Below are 14,745 nucleotides of genomic sequence, written 5' to 3'. Positions count from 1 at the left end.
ATTAGCGGTCCACCCGCACCTCCAGCGAGTGGCGGACCTCGAAGCCGTCCTCGGGCAGCGGCCCCAGCAGCGGGGCCTCCAGGGCGAAGTCCTCGCCGATAGTGTGCTCGCGCGACCCGATCCGGCGCCGCAGTTCCCTCTCCTCCCAGCCGGCGACCAGGCCAAGCTCCGCCTGCACGTCCGTCACGCCACCCACACCAGCCCCGTGACCAGCAACTTCAAGATGGCGGATCTTCAGTGCTGTTCAGGTCGCGTCGCGCATTCCGCGCCGGGTCAGCTGTCGCGCAGCCCCCGGAGGAACGCCCCACAGCGCTCGTAGTCCGGCAGCAGACCACTTCGCCTGGCGGACGCGAGAGTCGGTGCCTTTTCGTCCTTCGGCGACATCAGAAAGGGAATGTCGTCGGGCCACTCGATAGCGAGATCCGGATCCAGAGGGTGGATACCGTGTTCGCGGTCAGGGTTGTAGCCCTCCGAGCACAGATAGACGACGATGGTGTTGTTGGTCAGGGCGAGAAAGGCGTGTCCAAGGCCCTCGGACAGATAGACGGCGTGGTGGGCCTGATCGTCAAGGCGTACGCCCTCCCACCGGCCGAAGGTCGGTGAACCGACGCGGATGTCGACGATGACGTCCAGCACCGCGCCCCGGACGCAGGCTACGTATTTTGCCTGGCCCGGTGGCACGTCCGCGAAGTGGATGCCGCGCAGGGTGCCGCGCCGGGAGATGGAGCAGTTGGCCTGGGCGAGCTTGAGATTTTGGCCCAGGGCTCCACGCAGTGTGCGGCCCTGGAACAGCTCGTGGACGCTCCCCCGCTCATCGGGGAAGACTTTGGGCTCGTGAATCCACGAGCCCTCGATGGAGAGTGGTCGCATGGGTATGGGCACCTCGGTAGGGCGGTGGCGGTAAGGGCGACAAGTGCGCGGCGAACTCCGGTCAGGACGAGCGGGGTGAGGAACCGGCAGGTCCCGACCGCACCGAGCGCCGTGGGCCGGTCGCTTCGGCGCGGCACATGCTCGGCCATGCTCTGGCCACTGCCTCCCGCCAGTGGCTCATCGGCTCGATACCGGCCTGTCGCCAGCGGTCGTGCCCCAGCACGCTGTACGTCGGCCGCGCCGCGGGTCGCACGAACCTGTCACTGGAGACGGGGCGTACCCGTGAGGTATCCGCGCCGAGCAGGGTGAAAACCTCTGCGGCGAGCGCGAACCACGTGGCGTCCCCGGCGCTGGTGCCGTGGTAGATCCCGGGCGGGGCGGTCCCCGCGAGCGCGGCACGCCCCAGGAGGACCAGACGGTCGGCGAGATCTCCCGTCCAGGTGGGCTGGCCCCGTTGATCGTCGACGACGTCGACAGGGCCCGTCCCGCACGCCAGCCCCATCATCGTTCGCACGAAACTGTGCCCGTGCTCCCCGAACAGCCACGCTGTGCGGACCACATAGCCGGTGTGGGGGAGTGCCCTCAGAACGGCCCGTTCCCCTGCCAGCTTGCTTCGGCCGTAGGCAGTCCGCGGAGCGGTCGGCGCGTCCTCGGAGTACGGTCGCGTGGCGCTGCCGTCGAAGACGTAGTCCGTCGAGACCTGCAGCAGTACGGTTCGCAGAGCGCCGCATTCCTCCGCGAGGAGGCGGGGGCCCGTCCCGTTGACGGCGTGGGCCTCGGCCTCCCTCTCCTCCGCCTCGTCCACTGCGGTCCACGCCGCGCAGTTGACCACCAGGGCCGGACGGTGGGCCCGCAGGACCCTCCGCACCGCGTCGGGATCGGTGATGTCGAGGCCGGAACGGCCGACCCCCACCGCGGAGATTCCGGCCTGCTCCAGCCGGGCCAGGAGATCACGGGCCAGCATCCCGTCGGCTCCGGTCACGAGCCAGGCCGGCTCATCGGCGGTTGTCACAGTGCGGCCCGCTCCAGCAGCGGCTCCCACCACACACGCTGATCGCGGTACCACTGCACGGTCTCGCGCAGGCCCTGCTCGAGCTCCACCAGGGGTTCGTAACCGAGCTCTTCGCGGATCTTGGTCCAGTCGACGGAGTACCGCCGGTCGTGGCCCTTGCGGTCCTCCACATACATCACGCTGGTATCCCATCGAGCCCCGCACGCGTCGAGGATCAGGGCGGTGAGATCCTTGTTGGCGAGCTCGGTTCCACCCCCGATGTTGTAGACCTCGCCCGCGCGACCACGCGTGCGTACGAGTTCGACGGCTCGGACGTGGTCGTCCACATGGAGCCAGTCCCGGACGTTGCCGCCGTCGCCGTACAAGGGCACCTTCTTGCCGTCCAGCAGATTGGTGACGAACAGCGGGATCAGTTTTTCGGGGAAGTGATGGTGACCGTAATTATTGGAACAGCGGGTCACGCGTACATCCAGTCCGTGTGTGCGATGGTAGGACAGCGCGATCAGGTCACTGGACGCCTTCGAGGACGAGTAAGGGGAATTGGGCCGCAGCGGTTCGTTCTCGGTCCATGAACCTTCTTCTATCGAGCCGTACACCTCGTCGGTCGAAATGTGCACGAAGGTGTCGATGCCGGCCCGATGGGCGGCATCGACCAGCGTGTGCGTGCCCAGCACATTGGTCCGGACGAACTCGGCGCCGCCGTCGATGGAGCGGTCCACATGGGACTCGGCCGCGAAATGCACGACCTGGTCGTGGTCGCTCATCAACCGCGCGACGAGGTCCGAGTCGCAGATGTCGCCCCTCACGAAGCCGAATGCCTCATGCTCGCGCACCGCGTGCAGACTGGCCGTGTTCCCGGCGTAGGTGAGCTTGTCCAGCACGGTCACCGAAACGTCCCGGGGCCCCTGCGGACCCAGCAGGGTACGGACGTAGTGGGACCCGATGAAACCGGCACCGCCGGTCACCAGAATGCGCGTTGTCATGACGGGACCTGCACCTCGCTGTGATCACCGAGCACCAGCCGATGGGCGGAAGAATTGCGTGGGGCGGGCAGGACGCGCACGCCCCGGCCGATGAGCGAGGCATCGACGCGACGAACGCCCATGAGCGCGGAGTCGCGGAGCACGATGGAGTACTCGATCTCGCTGTCCTCGATACGGCAGCTCTCCGAAATGGAGGTGAACGGGCCGATGTAGGAGTCGCGGACCACGGTGGAGGCTCCGATGATCGCGGGACCCACGATGCGGCTGCTACTGATCCGAGCACCCTTCTCGATCCGGACCCGGCCGATGATCTCGGTGCTGTCGTCGACCATTCCCTCTACGCCGGGCTCGATGCCCTCCAGCACCGAACGGTTGACCTCCAGCATGTCGGTGACGTTGCCGGTGTCCTTCCAATACCCCGAGATGGTGGTGGACCGGACGTCCCGCCGCTGGTCGATCAGCCACTGGACGGCATGCGTGATCTCGAGCTCGCCACGCTGTGACGGCGTGATGGCCCGTACCGCGTCGTGGATGGCCGGGGTGAACAGATAGACGCCGACCAGCGCGAGGTCGCTCTTGGGAAACTCCGGTTTCTCCGTCAACGAGACGACCCGGCCGCCGGAGTCGAGCTCCGCCACCCCGAACGACCGCGGGTCGGGCACCCGCGTCAACAGGATGCTCGCGTCGGGACGGCCGGACTGGAAGTCGGCCACAAGGCTGGTGATCCCGCCGACGATGAAGTTGTCGCCGAGATACATCACGAAGTCGTCGTCACCGAGGAAGTCCCGGGCGATGAGCACGGCGTGCGCGAGTCCGAGCGGCGCACCCTGCGGAATGTACGTCACGTCGATGCCGAACCGGGAACCGTCGCCGACGGCGCTGCGGATCTCGTCCGCAGTGTCCCCGACGATGACGCCGACCTCGGTGATGCCGGACTCGGCGATCGCCTCGAGGCCGTAGAAGAGAACGGGTTTGTTGGCCACCGGCACCAGTTGTTTGGCGGAGGTGTGGGTGATGGGTCGCAGACGGGTCCCAGTCCCGCCTGCCAAGACAAGCGCCTTCATACGGCTCCTTCGCAGATAACGGCGTCGCACGCGGCCGGTGGGGATGGCTCGGTGGCCCGGCTACCCATGGGCGAGGGCCTTCAGCCTGGCCACCACCTCGGCGGGAACGGGCTGTGCCGCGATCTCCGTGGGGATCGCGCGGGCCTTGGCCAGGCAGGACGAGTGCGGGATCTCCTCGGTGGCAGCGCGTAGCCTGGCCGGGGTTTGTCGGTCTTCCGGCAGGGTGATGGCCGCGCCGACCGCGCTGCCTACGCTCACCCCTGGCCGGCCCGGATCCACGGCGCCGAGATCCAGCCCGCTGTTGGCCAGGGCCTCGCGCGTAAACGTAACGGCGAACTGGGCGACCCGGTCCATCTGGTGGCTCTCGCGGTGGCTCAGACCCTGCGCCCCCAGATCGAGGTCGATCTCCGCCGCTGCTCGCGAACGGAAGGCGTCCGAGTCGAAGACGATCCTCCCGCGGAGATCATCGATCGTCATGGGATTCCCCTCCAGTTCATGCGGGTCGGCCCCGACTCTGCTCGGTGGTACTAAAGATCTGCTTGAGTTCCGGCGGAAAGAGCGGTAATTGAGGGTCGTTGCCCTGCGGCCGCCATTCCGGCCCATCGACGACGTCGAGCACCGCGGCCGACCAGGTGAAGCCGCCGCCCACCTCCAGGAGCAGTCAGCGCTCACCCGGTCGTACGGTGCCGGACTCGATGAGGGGTAGGACGGATCAGTTGATACCGGCCAGATCGGTTAAGGGCGAACACAGGTGTCTTCCCCTCGCACGCTGGCCCTCGCTGGTCGGTTCCGGACCCTTCGCCGGCGGGCGGCGTGCCCTCCCCGGGGAACAGTGCGGCCCGTCGCTTCCCTCGATGCCGCTACAGCGGCAGGGAGAGCGCCACCGCGTTGTACGGGAGGTCCGGCTCCGGAGGCTGCGGGAAGCGGGAGTTGGGCAGGTAGATGCGGTTGCCGTGAATGGCGGCCGCGCAGGGGGTCTCGAAGCGCGGGTCGGTGACCGTGCGGACCAGGCGGGCGTTGTGGCCGGTCGGGTCGAGGCGCAGGACCGCGAGGTCGTTCATGCGGGGCGCGTACAGGGTGCGGCCGTGCACCAGTATCCCGTTGGTGGTGGGCAGTGTGACCCTGCCCAGGTCGATTCGGCGGGCGTCGCCGGTTGCCGGGGCGACCCGGAACAGACTGCCGCCGTGGGCGTGAATGTTGACGACGACGAGCGCGGAACCGTCCGGGGTGGCCGCGATGCCCGTCGCGGTGAGCCCGTCCGACGGGCCCTGGATCCATTCGCCGCCCAGCTTCAGGGTCACCACCTGGTCGCGTGTCGGGAGCGCTCCGCGCGGCCCGAGCGGCAGGCCGAACAGCCGCCCGTTGAAGGAGTCGGTGAACCAGGCGGCGCGCGGCGTAAGGACCACGTGGTCGACGAAGGTGTCGGCGTTGCCGACCTCGTACGTCTGGATGACCTTCCCAGTGATCCCGTCCATCACGGTGATCAGCCGTCCCCAGCCGCCGGCGACGAACACCCGTTGCCGCTCGTCCACCTGCAGTCCGACGGCGTAGTAGCCCTCCCCCAGGCCCGGATTGATCACCTTGCCCTTGCCGGTGAGCAGTGAGGCCCGGTAGACCGCTCCGCCGAGCAGCGAGCCGAAGTAGGCGTACGGTGCCGGGCCGATGCCGATGCCGGCCGGGTGGAAGCCGTTGGGCAGGTTCAGGACATCCGGGTATCCGGTCCGGCGGCGGTTCCGTTCGGCGGCGACCGCCGTGCCGCCTCCGCTTGCGGTTCCGAACAGTACGGCGCTGCCCGCTGCCGCGCCGAAACCGAGGAACCGTCGTCGTGTCGTGTTCGTGGAGTGCATCGCGCCCCCTGCCGTAAGGTCGTCGGCCGCAGTGTGGGAAGGGGTACTCGGGCATTGCTTGAATCCGGCCAGGGGGCTGATTGGGCCGCGTTGACAAGATCCCTGAGCGCTCGTTCTAATGAGAGACGTGGCGCGTGGCACCGGCCAAAGAGAACTGGGCCGGCCGGTGACCGGGCGACCACCCACACATCAGGGACCATCCCATGCGTTCTCTCCTCACAGGCTCTGCCTGACAGGCACCTCGGCGTGCCCGCACCGCTGCTCTAGTCGGCCGTGCCATTTACTCCGTGTCCGCACTGCCGTTTCCGGCAGGCCCGCTTCCAGCACCTCTGCCGCTGGTACGGCCCTATGCGCGCGCACGCACCCCCTCCCCTCCTTCTTCCTTCTTCTGTCGCCTCACCAAGGAGTCCGACCTCGTATGTCCTTCAATCAGTCCGTCATCGACGAGTTCCGCGCGAACCAGGGAAAGGTCGGCGGCTATTTCGAGGGCAGTGACCTGCTGCTGCTCACCACCACCGGCGCCAAGTCAGGCGAGGAGCGGACCGTCCCGCTGGGCTATGTGACCCATGGCGACGAGCTCTTGGTCGTCGGCTCCAACCTGGGCGGACCCAAACACCCCGACTGGTACCACAACGTGCTCGCGAACCCGCTGGTGCAGGTGGAGTTCGGCGCCGACTCCTTCGAGGCGGTCGCGGTGCCGGCCGAGGGCGCGCACCGCGACCGGCTGTTCGCGCACGTAGTGGCCTCGGAGCCGGGCTACGGCGAGTACCAGGAGAACACCAGCCGTGTCCTGCCCGTGGTGGCGCTACAGAAGAGCGACCCCGCTCCGGGCGAGGGCCCGGCGCAGGTGCGGAGCCTGGCCGACAAGCTGGTCGAGGTGCACGTGTGGCTGCGCGGGCAACTGCGGCACGTGAGTGCCGAGGTGGACGAATACTTCGCGAAGACTGCCGCGCACGAGGGCGAGGGGGCGGTGCCGACGGTGGGGCTCGGGCTCCAGATCCGCCAGCACTGCCTGGCCTTCTGCCAGACGCTGGAGGTCCACCACACCGGTGAGGACGCCCACATGTTCCCCGCGCTCGCGGCGCAGAACCCGCACCTGGCGGACGTCTTCGAGCGGCTGCGGACCGAACACGTCACGGTGGCGCGGCTGCAGCAGGAGCTGAGCGCGCTGCTTTCCGACATCACGAGCACCGAACCGGAGCGGTTCCGCAAGGAGCTGGCCCAGATGTCCTCGGAGCTGAACGCCCACCTCGACTACGAGGAGGAGTCGCTGTTGCCGCTGCTCTCCGAGATCCCCTTTCCGCCCGGGCCGCCGCCGGCCGCCTGAACGCGATGTGCCCGGGCCGGCCCCCGATGGAGAGGCCGGCCGGGGCGTGGGATGTCCACTACCGCTCGGCCGGGCCGGTGGACAGTGCCCGGGCTGCGTAGGCGCTCGCGTTGGGGCCGAACTGGAGCACGATGTGCCCGGCGGCCGAGTGGACGTCCCGCCACAGCCGCTGAAGCGGTGAGTCCTCGCTGTGCCCGGCCGTCCCGGATGCCCGGAACAGCCGGTCCACGGCCCCGACCAGCAGGTCGGCCACCAGCGCGCAGTCGCGCTGGGCGCGCGCCGTCTCCAGCGCGGTGATCTCCCGGCCGGAGTCGGCCACCGCAGCGACCCTCTCCAGCAGCAGGCGGGCGGCGTCGATCGAGCCCGATGCCCGGGCCAGGGTCTCCTCGTAGAAGGTACGTCCCGGCCCCGGGCCCCCGGAGCCCTCGGCCCGCAGCTGGTGCTCCGCGTACACGGACCAGTGCGCGAGAGCGCCCTCGGCGGCGCCGAGCATCGGCAGGCAGAAGAACAGTCCGTTCACGGCGGCGAGCGGCACGGCCGGACGGTCGGCTCCGGAGCTGACGTCGGGCGCGTCCGTGGGGAGGCGCCCGGCCATCAGGTCGTCGGCCGGAAAGGACAGCGCCTCGGGGACGTGGACGTCGTCGACGGTGAGGGTATGGCTGCCGGTGGCCCGCATCCCGATGTCCGACCAGGTGCGCTCGACGGCGTAGGCTGAGCGCGGCAGTGCGAAGATCCGCCGCTCGGCTGGGGTGTCCGGGGCCTTGGCCAGCCCGAGCACCAGCGCCCAGTCGGAGTGTTCGACGGCGCTGACGTACGGCCAGGTTCCGGTCAACTGCCAGCCCCCGTCCTTCGGCAGGGCCCGGCCGCGCGGCGAGACGGAGCCGACGACCAGGGTGTCTGGACCGGCCTCCCAAAGCCGCTTGCGGCCCTCCTCGGGCAGGAAGGCCGCCATCCGGGACAGGCTGAGGGCGATGGAGGCACACCAGGCGGTGGCCGGACAGGCGGCCGCGATCGTGGCGACCGCGTCGGTGACGGCGGTGAAGCCGCCGCCCCGGCCGCCGTGGGCCTCGGGCACGAAGTGCCGGGCGAAGCCTGCCTGGAGCAGCGCTCGTACGACGTCCGGGTCCAGCGAGCGGGCGGCTTCGGCGGCCGTGGCCCGGCCTGCGGCAAGCGCGCTCACCGTCGCCGCTTCGGGGGCCGGGGGCGCTGACCGGATCTGGTGGAACATCAGGCGGCTCTCCTTGCGGTCGGTACAGGCAGCCACCGTCGGCCGGGCCGATCGGGCACCGGTACAGGCCCGCTACAGCACCGCTAGAGCCGCGGACGAGTCGTGGGACATATGTCACAGCGGTCCTCGGTCGACCGGGCGCGGGTTCGTGTGCGGCCAGTCGGTATGGCCTGTTCGAAGGTCCGGCTAATCACCCCGGCGCGCGTTACCACAGGTGGGAGGGTGTGCGAATCGGATGCCTGTGAGGGCCGCAACAGAACCCTGCCGGATGGTCGAATTTTCCTTGATCTTGACTTGACGTCGACGTAGCCTTTGTCGAACGTGGGATCGGCCGACCACCGATCCACTTAAACGGGGAGGTTAACAGAATGTCAAAGGATTCCTCTCGACCGCTGGAGTCGCTGCCGTTCGCAGAAATAGGTGTGCTCGGACCATTACGCGTTGAAATCGACGGGCAGTCCATCGTTCCCACTGCGGGGAAACCGCGGCAATTGCTTGCACTCCTCGCCCTGCGCTGCGGTCGGGTCGTCCAGGTGCCGACCCTGATGGAGGAGGTGTGGGGTGAGGGCATCCCCCGGAGCGGTATGACCACTCTCCAGACATACGTTCTCCACCTGCGCAGACTCATCGTGGAGGCGCTGCCGGAGGACGCTGGGCTCACACCTAAGGATCTGCTGACCACCCGCTTCAACGGCTACCAGATCACCGTCAAGCCCAGGTCTTTCGACCTGGTCGAATTCGAGTTCCTGGCCGGATCCGGAGACAATGCGCTGGAGCGCGGTGATGCTGCCGCCGCGTCAAAGTACCTGCATCAGGCGCTGGAATTGTGGCGCGGCCCCGCATTGATGGACGTCCCGGTGGGCCGGGTGCTGTCCATGGAACTGACGGGCCTTAACGAAGTGCGAATGCAGGTTCTTGAGCAGCGTATCCTATCCGACCTTTGGCTGGGAAAGAGCGCGACCCTTGTTCCGGAATTGCGCAAGCTGGTGGAACAGCACCCGCTGCACGAGAAGCTGGCCGCCTGCCTGATGATCGCCTACCAGCGGTCGGGGGCGGGGTGGCGTGCCCTGGAGGTCTTCCGTGATCTGCGGAAGGCGCTGATCGGGGAACTGGGCGTTGAGCCCTCGGGCCGACTCCAGAACCTCCACCGGGAGCTGCTGTCGAACGCCACCGACCTGTCGCTGCGCGACTACATACTCACGTGAGCGCGGCCATGGGTGGGAATGAAACCGCGGTCGGGGGCGGCTTTTTGGAAGAAGTCGCGGACGGGGTGTTCGCCTATGTCCAGCCGGACGGCAGCTGGTGTCTGAACAACGCCGGGCTTCTCGTCTCGGAGGGCCGCTCCGTGCTGGTCGACACCGTGGCCACCGAGTCGCGGGCCCGTCGGCTGCGCGAGGTGGTGCTGGAGCAGGGCCGGCCGGTCCCGTCCGCGGTGGTCAACACGCATTCGCACGGGGATCACACCTTCGGCAACTTCGTGTTCCCCGAGGCGGTGGTGTACGCGCACCACGAGACGCGGCGCGAGATGGCGGCGGCCGGTCTGCACCTGACCGAGGTGTGGCCGGAAGCGGAGTGGGGAGCCGTTGAGGTGGTGTTGCCCCAGGCCACCTATCAGACCGAACTGGCCCTGCACATCGGCGATTTAACGGCCAGGCTGATCCATCTGGAGGTGGCCCACAGCACCAACGACACCGCCGTGTGGGTGCCCGAGCGGCGGGTGCTGTTCACCGGTGACGTGGTGATGTCCGGAGTGACCCCGTTCCTGCCGATGGGCTCGGTGGCCGGGTCGCTGCGTGCCATCGGGCGGATGCGGGCGCTCGACCCGGCCGTCGTCGTGGCCGGGCACGGCATGGTCGGTGGCGCGGAGGTGCTGGACACCACGGAGGCGTACCTGCTCCGGCTGCAGGAGCTGGCCCGGCAGGGTATCGACGCCGGGCTGTCCCCGTTGGAACTGGCGCGGGAAACGGACCTCGGACCCTTCGCCGCCCTGCTGGACCCGGAGCGCCTCGTGCCCAATCTGCACCGGGCCTTCGCCGAGGAGCGGGGCCGGGCCCACGGCGCGGCGCTCGACATGTCAGCCGTCATCGTCGAGATGGGCACCGTCTTCAAGGAGATGGCCGCCTACCGCGGGTCCCGGCCCGTCTGCCACGCCTGACGCGGCTGGACGACGCTTCGAGCGGGTCTTGAGGACCGGCTCACAGGATCGGCGCTCGCGGGCGCCCCGGCGCACCTCCCGTGTGCCCGGGCGCCCGCTCCGTCGTTCCCGAGCCCGTCTGGAGTACCCGATGACGTCCGTCGGCAGCAGCTTCGCCGATCTCTACGCCGCGGTCGGGCAGCACTACGCCCGCCAGGTCCAGTTCCTAGACAGCGGGAGGTTCGAGGAGTACGCCGACACCTTCACGCTGGACGGCGAGTTCCAGCACACCCCCGGTGTCCCCCCGGCCCGGACGCCCGCCGGCATTGTCGCCGAACTGCACTCCTTCCACGAGCGGTTCGCCGACGACCCGGTGCAGCGCCGGCACTGGTTCAACATGATCGACCTCAGCCCGCGTGAGGACGGCGACTTCGACGCGGTCTTCTACGCACTGGTGCTCACCGTGCGGCACGGAGTCAAGGAGCCGCAGGTCGGCCCCAGCTGCCTGGTCCGCGACGTACTGGAGATCACGGACGGGTCGGTGCGCAACCGCTCCCGCCGGGTCGCGCACGACCAGCACGCCGAGCACGTCCAGCACGCGTCCCGTTGAGCGGCCGATCCGCCCGGCCCGGCCGCCCGCCGAAGGGAGAACCCCTCATGCCCCGTAAGCCCGTCGCCCTGGTGACCGGATCCTCGTCCGGGATCGGCGCCGCCGTCGCCCGCAGACTCTCCGCCGAGGGGATGGCGGTGGTGGTCAACGCGACTCGCAGCGCCGACGCGGGCCGCCGACTCGCTGAGTCGCTGCCCGACGCGCGCTTTGTCCAGGCGGACATCTCGGACGAGGGGCAGGTCCGGCAGTTGCTGGACGAGGTCGCCGAGGAGTACGGCGTCCTCGACCTCCTCGTCAACAACGCCGGTGTCACCCGGGCCATCCCGCACAAGGATCTCGACGCGGTGACCGGGGAGGTGTGGCGCGACATCCTCGGCGTCAACGTCGTCGGCACCTGGCAGACCACCGTGGCCGCCATGCCGCTGCTGCGAGCCTCGGGGGCCGGCCACGTCGTCAACATCTCCTCGGTGGCCGGGGTGCGGCCGGCCGGCAGTTCCGTCCCGTACGCGGTCAGCAAGGCCGCCGTCAACCACATGACCCGGCTGCTGGCCGCCACGGTCGGCCCCGAGGTGCGGGTGAACGCCATCGCCCCGGGGCTGGTCGACACCCCGTGGACGGAAGGCTTCACCGAGATCCGCGCGCGGGTGCGGGAAGCCGTGCCGCTGCGTCGCACCGGCACCCCCGAGGACGTCGCGGAGCTGGTGATGGGCCTGCACCGGGCTGCATACACCACAGGCGAGGTGGTGCTCGCCGACGGCGGTGCCCACCTGCTGATCTGAGAGGAGGAAACACCGTGAAGCTTGGTGTGAACCTGAGCTACCAGGGTGCCGTGGACCTGGCCCTCGCGGCCGAGCAGCTGGGCTATGACGTGGCGCTGGCCCCCGAGGGCTACCGCTCGGACGCCGCCAGCGTGCTCGGCATGGTCGCGGGCCGGACCGAGCGGATCGCGCTCGGCTCCGCCGTGATGCAGATCCCCGCCCGCAGCCCGGCGCTGGCCGCGCTGACCGCCGCGACCCTGCAGTCGCTGTCCGGCGGACGGTTCCGGCTGGGGCTGGGGGTGTCCAACCCCGACGTCTCCGAGGGCTGGTACGGGGTTTCGTTCGCGGAGCCGCTGGCCCGGACCCGGGAGTACGTGGAGATCGTACGGCGGGCGCTGACGGGTGAGCCGGTCCGCTACGACGGCCGTCATTACCAGCTGCCGTCCTCCGGCTCGGGTGCGGCCCCGCTGCACGTGATCACCGAGACGGCGGGCGCGCCCGTACCGGTGTACCTGGGGGCGGTCGGCCCGGGGAACCTGGCGCTGGCGGGCGAGATCGCCGACGGGTGGATCGGGGTGTTCGCCGCACCCGAGCAGGTCGCAGAGTCGGTGGCGCACGTCGCGGCGGGCCGTGCGCGGACCGGCCTGCCGATGGCGGGTTTCGACGTCATGCCTTGCCTGGCCACCGCGATCGGCGACGACACCGACGGTTGCGTGGACCTGCTCCGGACCCATTACGCCTACCTGATGGGCATCGGGGCACCGGAGCGGAACTTCTACATCGCGCTGGCGACACGGCTGGGCTTCGGCGAGGCCGCCACCGAGGTGGGCAGGTGCGCGGCCGCGGGGGACCGGACGGGGGCCGCTGCGGCGGTGCCGGCCGGATTCGTGGAACTGACCGCGCTGACCGGGCCGGTGGACCGGGTCGCGGAGCGGATGCGGCAGTACGCGGAGGCGGGTGTCACCACGCTCGGCATCATGATCTCCGCGATGGCCGGCAGGGTCGAGGAGCGGATCGCGGTCCTGGAGCGGGCGATGACCGCGCTGGAACGGTCCGGGGTACGCGACTGAGGCGGCCGTCGGCCCGCAAGCGGGACGCGCCGCGGGCGGGGCACCTGGTGACAGGACCCCGCCCGCGGCGCGCTCGTGTGCGTGATGACGCCCTCAGGCGGCCACGCCGGCGGTGATGCGGTCGATCAGCTCGCCGGGGGACGGCTGCCCCGCCATCTCCCGCCGGACCTGTCCGGCCGCGTGCCGGAAGGAGGCCTCCGTGAGCAGTCGTACGGCGGCCGCGGCGATCCGGTCGGCGTCCGCCGTCTCCGGCGGCACGGCCAGGCCGACCCCGCGCTCGACGACCCGGCGGGCGCACAGTTCGTTGTCCGCGCCGCTGGGGACGAGCAGTTGGGGCACGCCGTAGTGCAGCGCGGCCGCGGTGGTGCCCGATCCGCCGTGGTGGACGACGAGCGCGCAGTCGCGCAGGATGCCGGAGAGGGGGACGAAGCCGGCCGGGACGAGATTGGCGGGCAGCGGGCCGAGCGCGCTCAGGTCGGTCTCGTCGTCGGCGAGGACCACTTCCGCGTCCAGGGCGGCGAGGGCGTCGATCAGCAGCCGCAGAGTGGCGGTGCCGCCCGGCAGCAGCGGTGCGACGGTGCCGAGGGTGAGGCAGATACGGGGCCGGGCCGGTCGGCGCAGCGCCCAGTCGGGCAGGACGGCGCCGCCGTTGTAGGGCACGTAGCGCATGGGCAGCCAGGGCACGCCGTCGTACGGGTCGGCTTCCTCGTGCTCCAGGCCGCCGAGGCTGGGGGCGCGGGGGTCGATGCGGCCGAGGAGGTCCGGCTCGCGTTCGCCGAGGCCGAGTTTGGCGCGCAGTCGCAGGACGACGGGGCTGTCGTCCGGAACAACGCCGAGACGGGCGTTGTTCCGGGCGGCCTCGCGCACGCCGGGGTCCCGCATCGACCAGGACACCCGGTTGCCAACCTCCAGGGCGGGCACGCCGAGGGCCACGGCGGCCAGTTTGCCGGCCTGGTGGTCGGAGCAGTAGACGACGAGGTCCGCGCCGAAGTCGCGGCCGGCGTCGACCGTTCCTTCGGTCATGGCGAGGGTGAACAGCTCGAACGGGCGCATGGTGCGGGCGAGTTCCCAGTACCCCTCGGGCAGGTCCGGGTCGGCGTCGGGGACGGGCCCGTCCGGGTCGGCGACTAGGTCCTCGCCGACGTCACGGCGGGGGAACACGTCGACCACCGGCGCCCCGGACCAGGCGGCGGCCTTCGCCATGTGGGCGGTGGTGGCGATCAGGACTTCGTGCCCCGCCGCGCGCGCCGCCCAGACGAGCGGCACGAGGGGCAGCATCAGGCCGTAGCCCGGTGCTGCCGGGAACAGGATCCGCATGGCGGATGACTCCTTCGGATTCGGACGGGTGGCGTGGATCAAACAATTCTGTCGACGCTGCGGAAAACCGCCTCGACGAGCCTGCGGACGCGTCCGTCCATACTGCCCATCACCGCGGAACCCATATTCGGTACATAGCCGAATGCCAGCTCGCGTTCCGGGTCTGCGAAAACGAAGACGCCGTTCGCCCCACTGAGTCCGAACGAATTCTTCAGTCCCGTGTCGGCGGGGAACACCGCGCTGTCCGCGAGCTGCACGCCCAGGCCCCAGGTGAGCGAGGTCAGCATGACCTCGCAGGTGCCGTTGGAGTGGGGGCGGGCCATTTCGGCGGTGCGGTCGGGGGCGATGAGGCGGATGCCGTCGACCTCGCCGACGAGGGCGGCGAAGAGCCGGGCCATGGCGTGGGGGCTGGCGAGGCCGCCGTAGGAGGGGTCCTCGACGGCCGGGTCGGCCGGGTCCTGGGACATGCTGCCGATGGTCGCCCGATAGGTGAGCGTGGTGGGTTCGCGGAGTTCGACGACCTCG

Annotated in this window: 16 protein-coding genes; 6 read left to right on the top strand and 10 right to left on the bottom strand. The window is 69.9% G+C overall.

The window, feature by feature from the left end; genetic code table 11:
* Position 1: 1 nt before the first annotated feature.
* The 7 genes from ACY34J_RS03155 to ACY34J_RS03125 form a co-directional block, all read right to left on the bottom strand.
* Positions 2-187 carry a hypothetical protein gene (locus ACY34J_RS03155; protein ID WP_462724915.1) on the bottom strand — a complete coding sequence of 62 codons (186 nt, stop codon included), beginning with the start codon at positions 185-187 and terminating at the stop codon, positions 2-4.
* Between the two features lie 86 nt (positions 188-273).
* A complete protein-coding gene (locus ACY34J_RS03150) occupies positions 274-870 on the bottom strand; it encodes a dTDP-4-dehydrorhamnose 3,5-epimerase family protein (protein WP_462724914.1) in 597 nt (198 codons plus the stop codon).
* A 61-nt stretch (positions 871-931) separates the two neighbouring features.
* Positions 932-1,882: a dTDP-4-dehydrorhamnose reductase gene (gene rfbD, locus ACY34J_RS03145; protein WP_462724913.1), complete on the bottom strand. Its 951-nt coding sequence runs from the start codon at positions 1,880-1,882 to the stop codon at positions 932-934.
* Positions 1,879-2,865: a dTDP-glucose 4,6-dehydratase gene (gene rfbB / locus ACY34J_RS03140; RefSeq protein WP_462724912.1), complete on the bottom strand. Its 987-nt coding sequence runs from the start codon at positions 2,863-2,865 to the stop codon at positions 1,879-1,881. The genes rfbD and rfbB overlap by 4 nt, the downstream gene beginning before the upstream one ends.
* Positions 2,862-3,929, bottom strand: a complete 1,068-nt coding sequence (locus ACY34J_RS03135; protein WP_462724911.1) for a glucose-1-phosphate thymidylyltransferase — start codon at positions 3,927-3,929, stop codon at positions 2,862-2,864. The genes rfbB and ACY34J_RS03135 overlap by 4 nt, the downstream gene beginning before the upstream one ends.
* A 60-nt stretch (positions 3,930-3,989) precedes the next feature.
* Positions 3,990-4,406: a beta-ketoacyl synthase N-terminal-like domain-containing protein gene (locus tag ACY34J_RS03130; RefSeq protein WP_462724910.1), complete on the bottom strand. Its 417-nt coding sequence runs from the start codon at positions 4,404-4,406 to the stop codon at positions 3,990-3,992.
* A gap of 383 nt (positions 4,407-4,789) precedes the next feature.
* Positions 4,790-5,776 (bottom strand): NHL repeat-containing protein, encoded by a 987-nt coding sequence (locus tag ACY34J_RS03125; protein WP_462724909.1) that lies wholly within the window; start codon positions 5,774-5,776, stop codon positions 4,790-4,792.
* Between the two features lie 418 nt (positions 5,777-6,194).
* Between ACY34J_RS03125 and ACY34J_RS03120 the strand changes: the two genes are divergently transcribed.
* On the top strand, positions 6,195-7,103 hold the full coding sequence (locus tag ACY34J_RS03120) for a nitroreductase/quinone reductase family protein (RefSeq protein WP_462724908.1): 909 nt from the start codon (positions 6,195-6,197) through the stop codon (positions 7,101-7,103).
* A gap of 58 nt (positions 7,104-7,161) precedes the next feature.
* Here ACY34J_RS03120 and ACY34J_RS03115 read toward each other — a convergent pair whose 3' ends face one another.
* Positions 7,162-8,331, bottom strand: a complete 1,170-nt coding sequence (locus ACY34J_RS03115; RefSeq protein WP_462724907.1) for an acyl-CoA dehydrogenase family protein — start codon at positions 8,329-8,331, stop codon at positions 7,162-7,164.
* 368 nt (positions 8,332-8,699) lie between these two features.
* On the opposite strand from ACY34J_RS03115, the gene ACY34J_RS03110 reads away from it, so the two are divergent.
* The 5 genes from ACY34J_RS03110 to ACY34J_RS03090 all read left to right on the top strand — a co-directional run bounded on the left by ACY34J_RS03110 (position 8,700) and on the right by ACY34J_RS03090 (position 12,903).
* Positions 8,700-9,536, top strand: coding sequence for an AfsR/SARP family transcriptional regulator (locus tag ACY34J_RS03110; protein ID WP_462724906.1), 837 nt, complete (start codon positions 8,700-8,702; stop codon positions 9,534-9,536).
* Between the two features lie 8 nt (positions 9,537-9,544).
* On the top strand, positions 9,545-10,486 hold the full coding sequence (locus ACY34J_RS03105) for an MBL fold metallo-hydrolase (RefSeq protein WP_462724905.1): 942 nt from the start codon (positions 9,545-9,547) through the stop codon (positions 10,484-10,486).
* 130 nt (positions 10,487-10,616) lie between these two features.
* Positions 10,617-11,075 (top strand): nuclear transport factor 2 family protein, encoded by a 459-nt coding sequence (locus ACY34J_RS03100; RefSeq protein WP_462724904.1) that lies wholly within the window; start codon positions 10,617-10,619, stop codon positions 11,073-11,075.
* Positions 11,076-11,122: 47 nt separating this feature from the next.
* Entirely contained in the window at positions 11,123-11,854 is a 732-nt protein-coding gene (locus ACY34J_RS03095; RefSeq protein WP_462724903.1) for an SDR family NAD(P)-dependent oxidoreductase, read from the top strand.
* A gap of 14 nt (positions 11,855-11,868) precedes the next feature.
* The gene (locus tag ACY34J_RS03090; RefSeq protein WP_462724902.1) at positions 11,869-12,903 is read left to right on the top strand and encodes an LLM class flavin-dependent oxidoreductase; all 1,035 of its coding nucleotides are present in this window, start codon (positions 11,869-11,871) and stop codon (positions 12,901-12,903) included.
* Between the two features lie 93 nt (positions 12,904-12,996).
* Here ACY34J_RS03090 and ACY34J_RS03085 read toward each other — a convergent pair whose 3' ends face one another.
* Positions 12,997-14,220, bottom strand: a complete 1,224-nt coding sequence (locus ACY34J_RS03085; protein WP_462724901.1) for a nucleotide disphospho-sugar-binding domain-containing protein — start codon at positions 14,218-14,220, stop codon at positions 12,997-12,999.
* A 38-nt stretch (positions 14,221-14,258) separates the two neighbouring features.
* Positions 14,259-14,745, bottom strand: a 487-nt coding sequence (locus ACY34J_RS03080) for a serine hydrolase (RefSeq protein WP_462724900.1), incomplete at its 5' end; no start/stop codon positions are given.

The sequence above is a fragment of the Streptomyces sp. HSS9-12 genome (assembly GCF_054963655.1).
Note: the sequence above shows the minus strand (reverse complement) of the source record. Positions and strands in the feature narration are given on the sequence as shown.

What these genes read in the sequence shown, in the direction of transcription:
- ACY34J_RS03150 (WP_462724914.1), bottom strand. Translation starts at nt 870, where the DNA reads ATGCGACCACTCTCCATCGAGGGCTCGTGGATTCACGAGCCCAAAGTC.
- rfbB (WP_462724912.1), bottom strand. Translation starts at nt 2,865, where the DNA reads ATGACAACGCGCATTCTGGTGACCGGCGGTGCCGGTTTCATCGGGTCC.
- ACY34J_RS03135 (WP_462724911.1), bottom strand. Translation starts at nt 3,929, where the DNA reads ATGAAGGCGCTTGTCTTGGCAGGCGGGACTGGGACCCGTCTGCGACCC.
- ACY34J_RS03130 (WP_462724910.1), bottom strand. Translation starts at nt 4,406, where the DNA reads ATGACGATCGATGATCTCCGCGGGAGGATCGTCTTCGACTCGGACGCC.
- ACY34J_RS03125 (WP_462724909.1), bottom strand. Translation starts at nt 5,776, where the DNA reads ATGCACTCCACGAACACGACACGACGACGGTTCCTCGGTTTCGGCGCG.
- ACY34J_RS03120 (WP_462724908.1), top strand. Translation starts at nt 6,195, where the DNA reads ATGTCCTTCAATCAGTCCGTCATCGACGAGTTCCGCGCGAACCAGGGA.
- ACY34J_RS03115 (WP_462724907.1), bottom strand. Translation starts at nt 8,331, where the DNA reads ATGTTCCACCAGATCCGGTCAGCGCCCCCGGCCCCCGAAGCGGCGACG.
- ACY34J_RS03110 (WP_462724906.1), top strand. Translation starts at nt 8,700, where the DNA reads ATGTCAAAGGATTCCTCTCGACCGCTGGAGTCGCTGCCGTTCGCAGAA.
- ACY34J_RS03105 (WP_462724905.1), top strand. Translation starts at nt 9,545, where the DNA reads ATGGGTGGGAATGAAACCGCGGTCGGGGGCGGCTTTTTGGAAGAAGTC.
- ACY34J_RS03100 (WP_462724904.1), top strand. Translation starts at nt 10,617, where the DNA reads ATGACGTCCGTCGGCAGCAGCTTCGCCGATCTCTACGCCGCGGTCGGG.
- ACY34J_RS03095 (WP_462724903.1), top strand. Translation starts at nt 11,123, where the DNA reads ATGCCCCGTAAGCCCGTCGCCCTGGTGACCGGATCCTCGTCCGGGATC.
- ACY34J_RS03085 (WP_462724901.1), bottom strand. Translation starts at nt 14,220, where the DNA reads ATGCGGATCCTGTTCCCGGCAGCACCGGGCTACGGCCTGATGCTGCCC.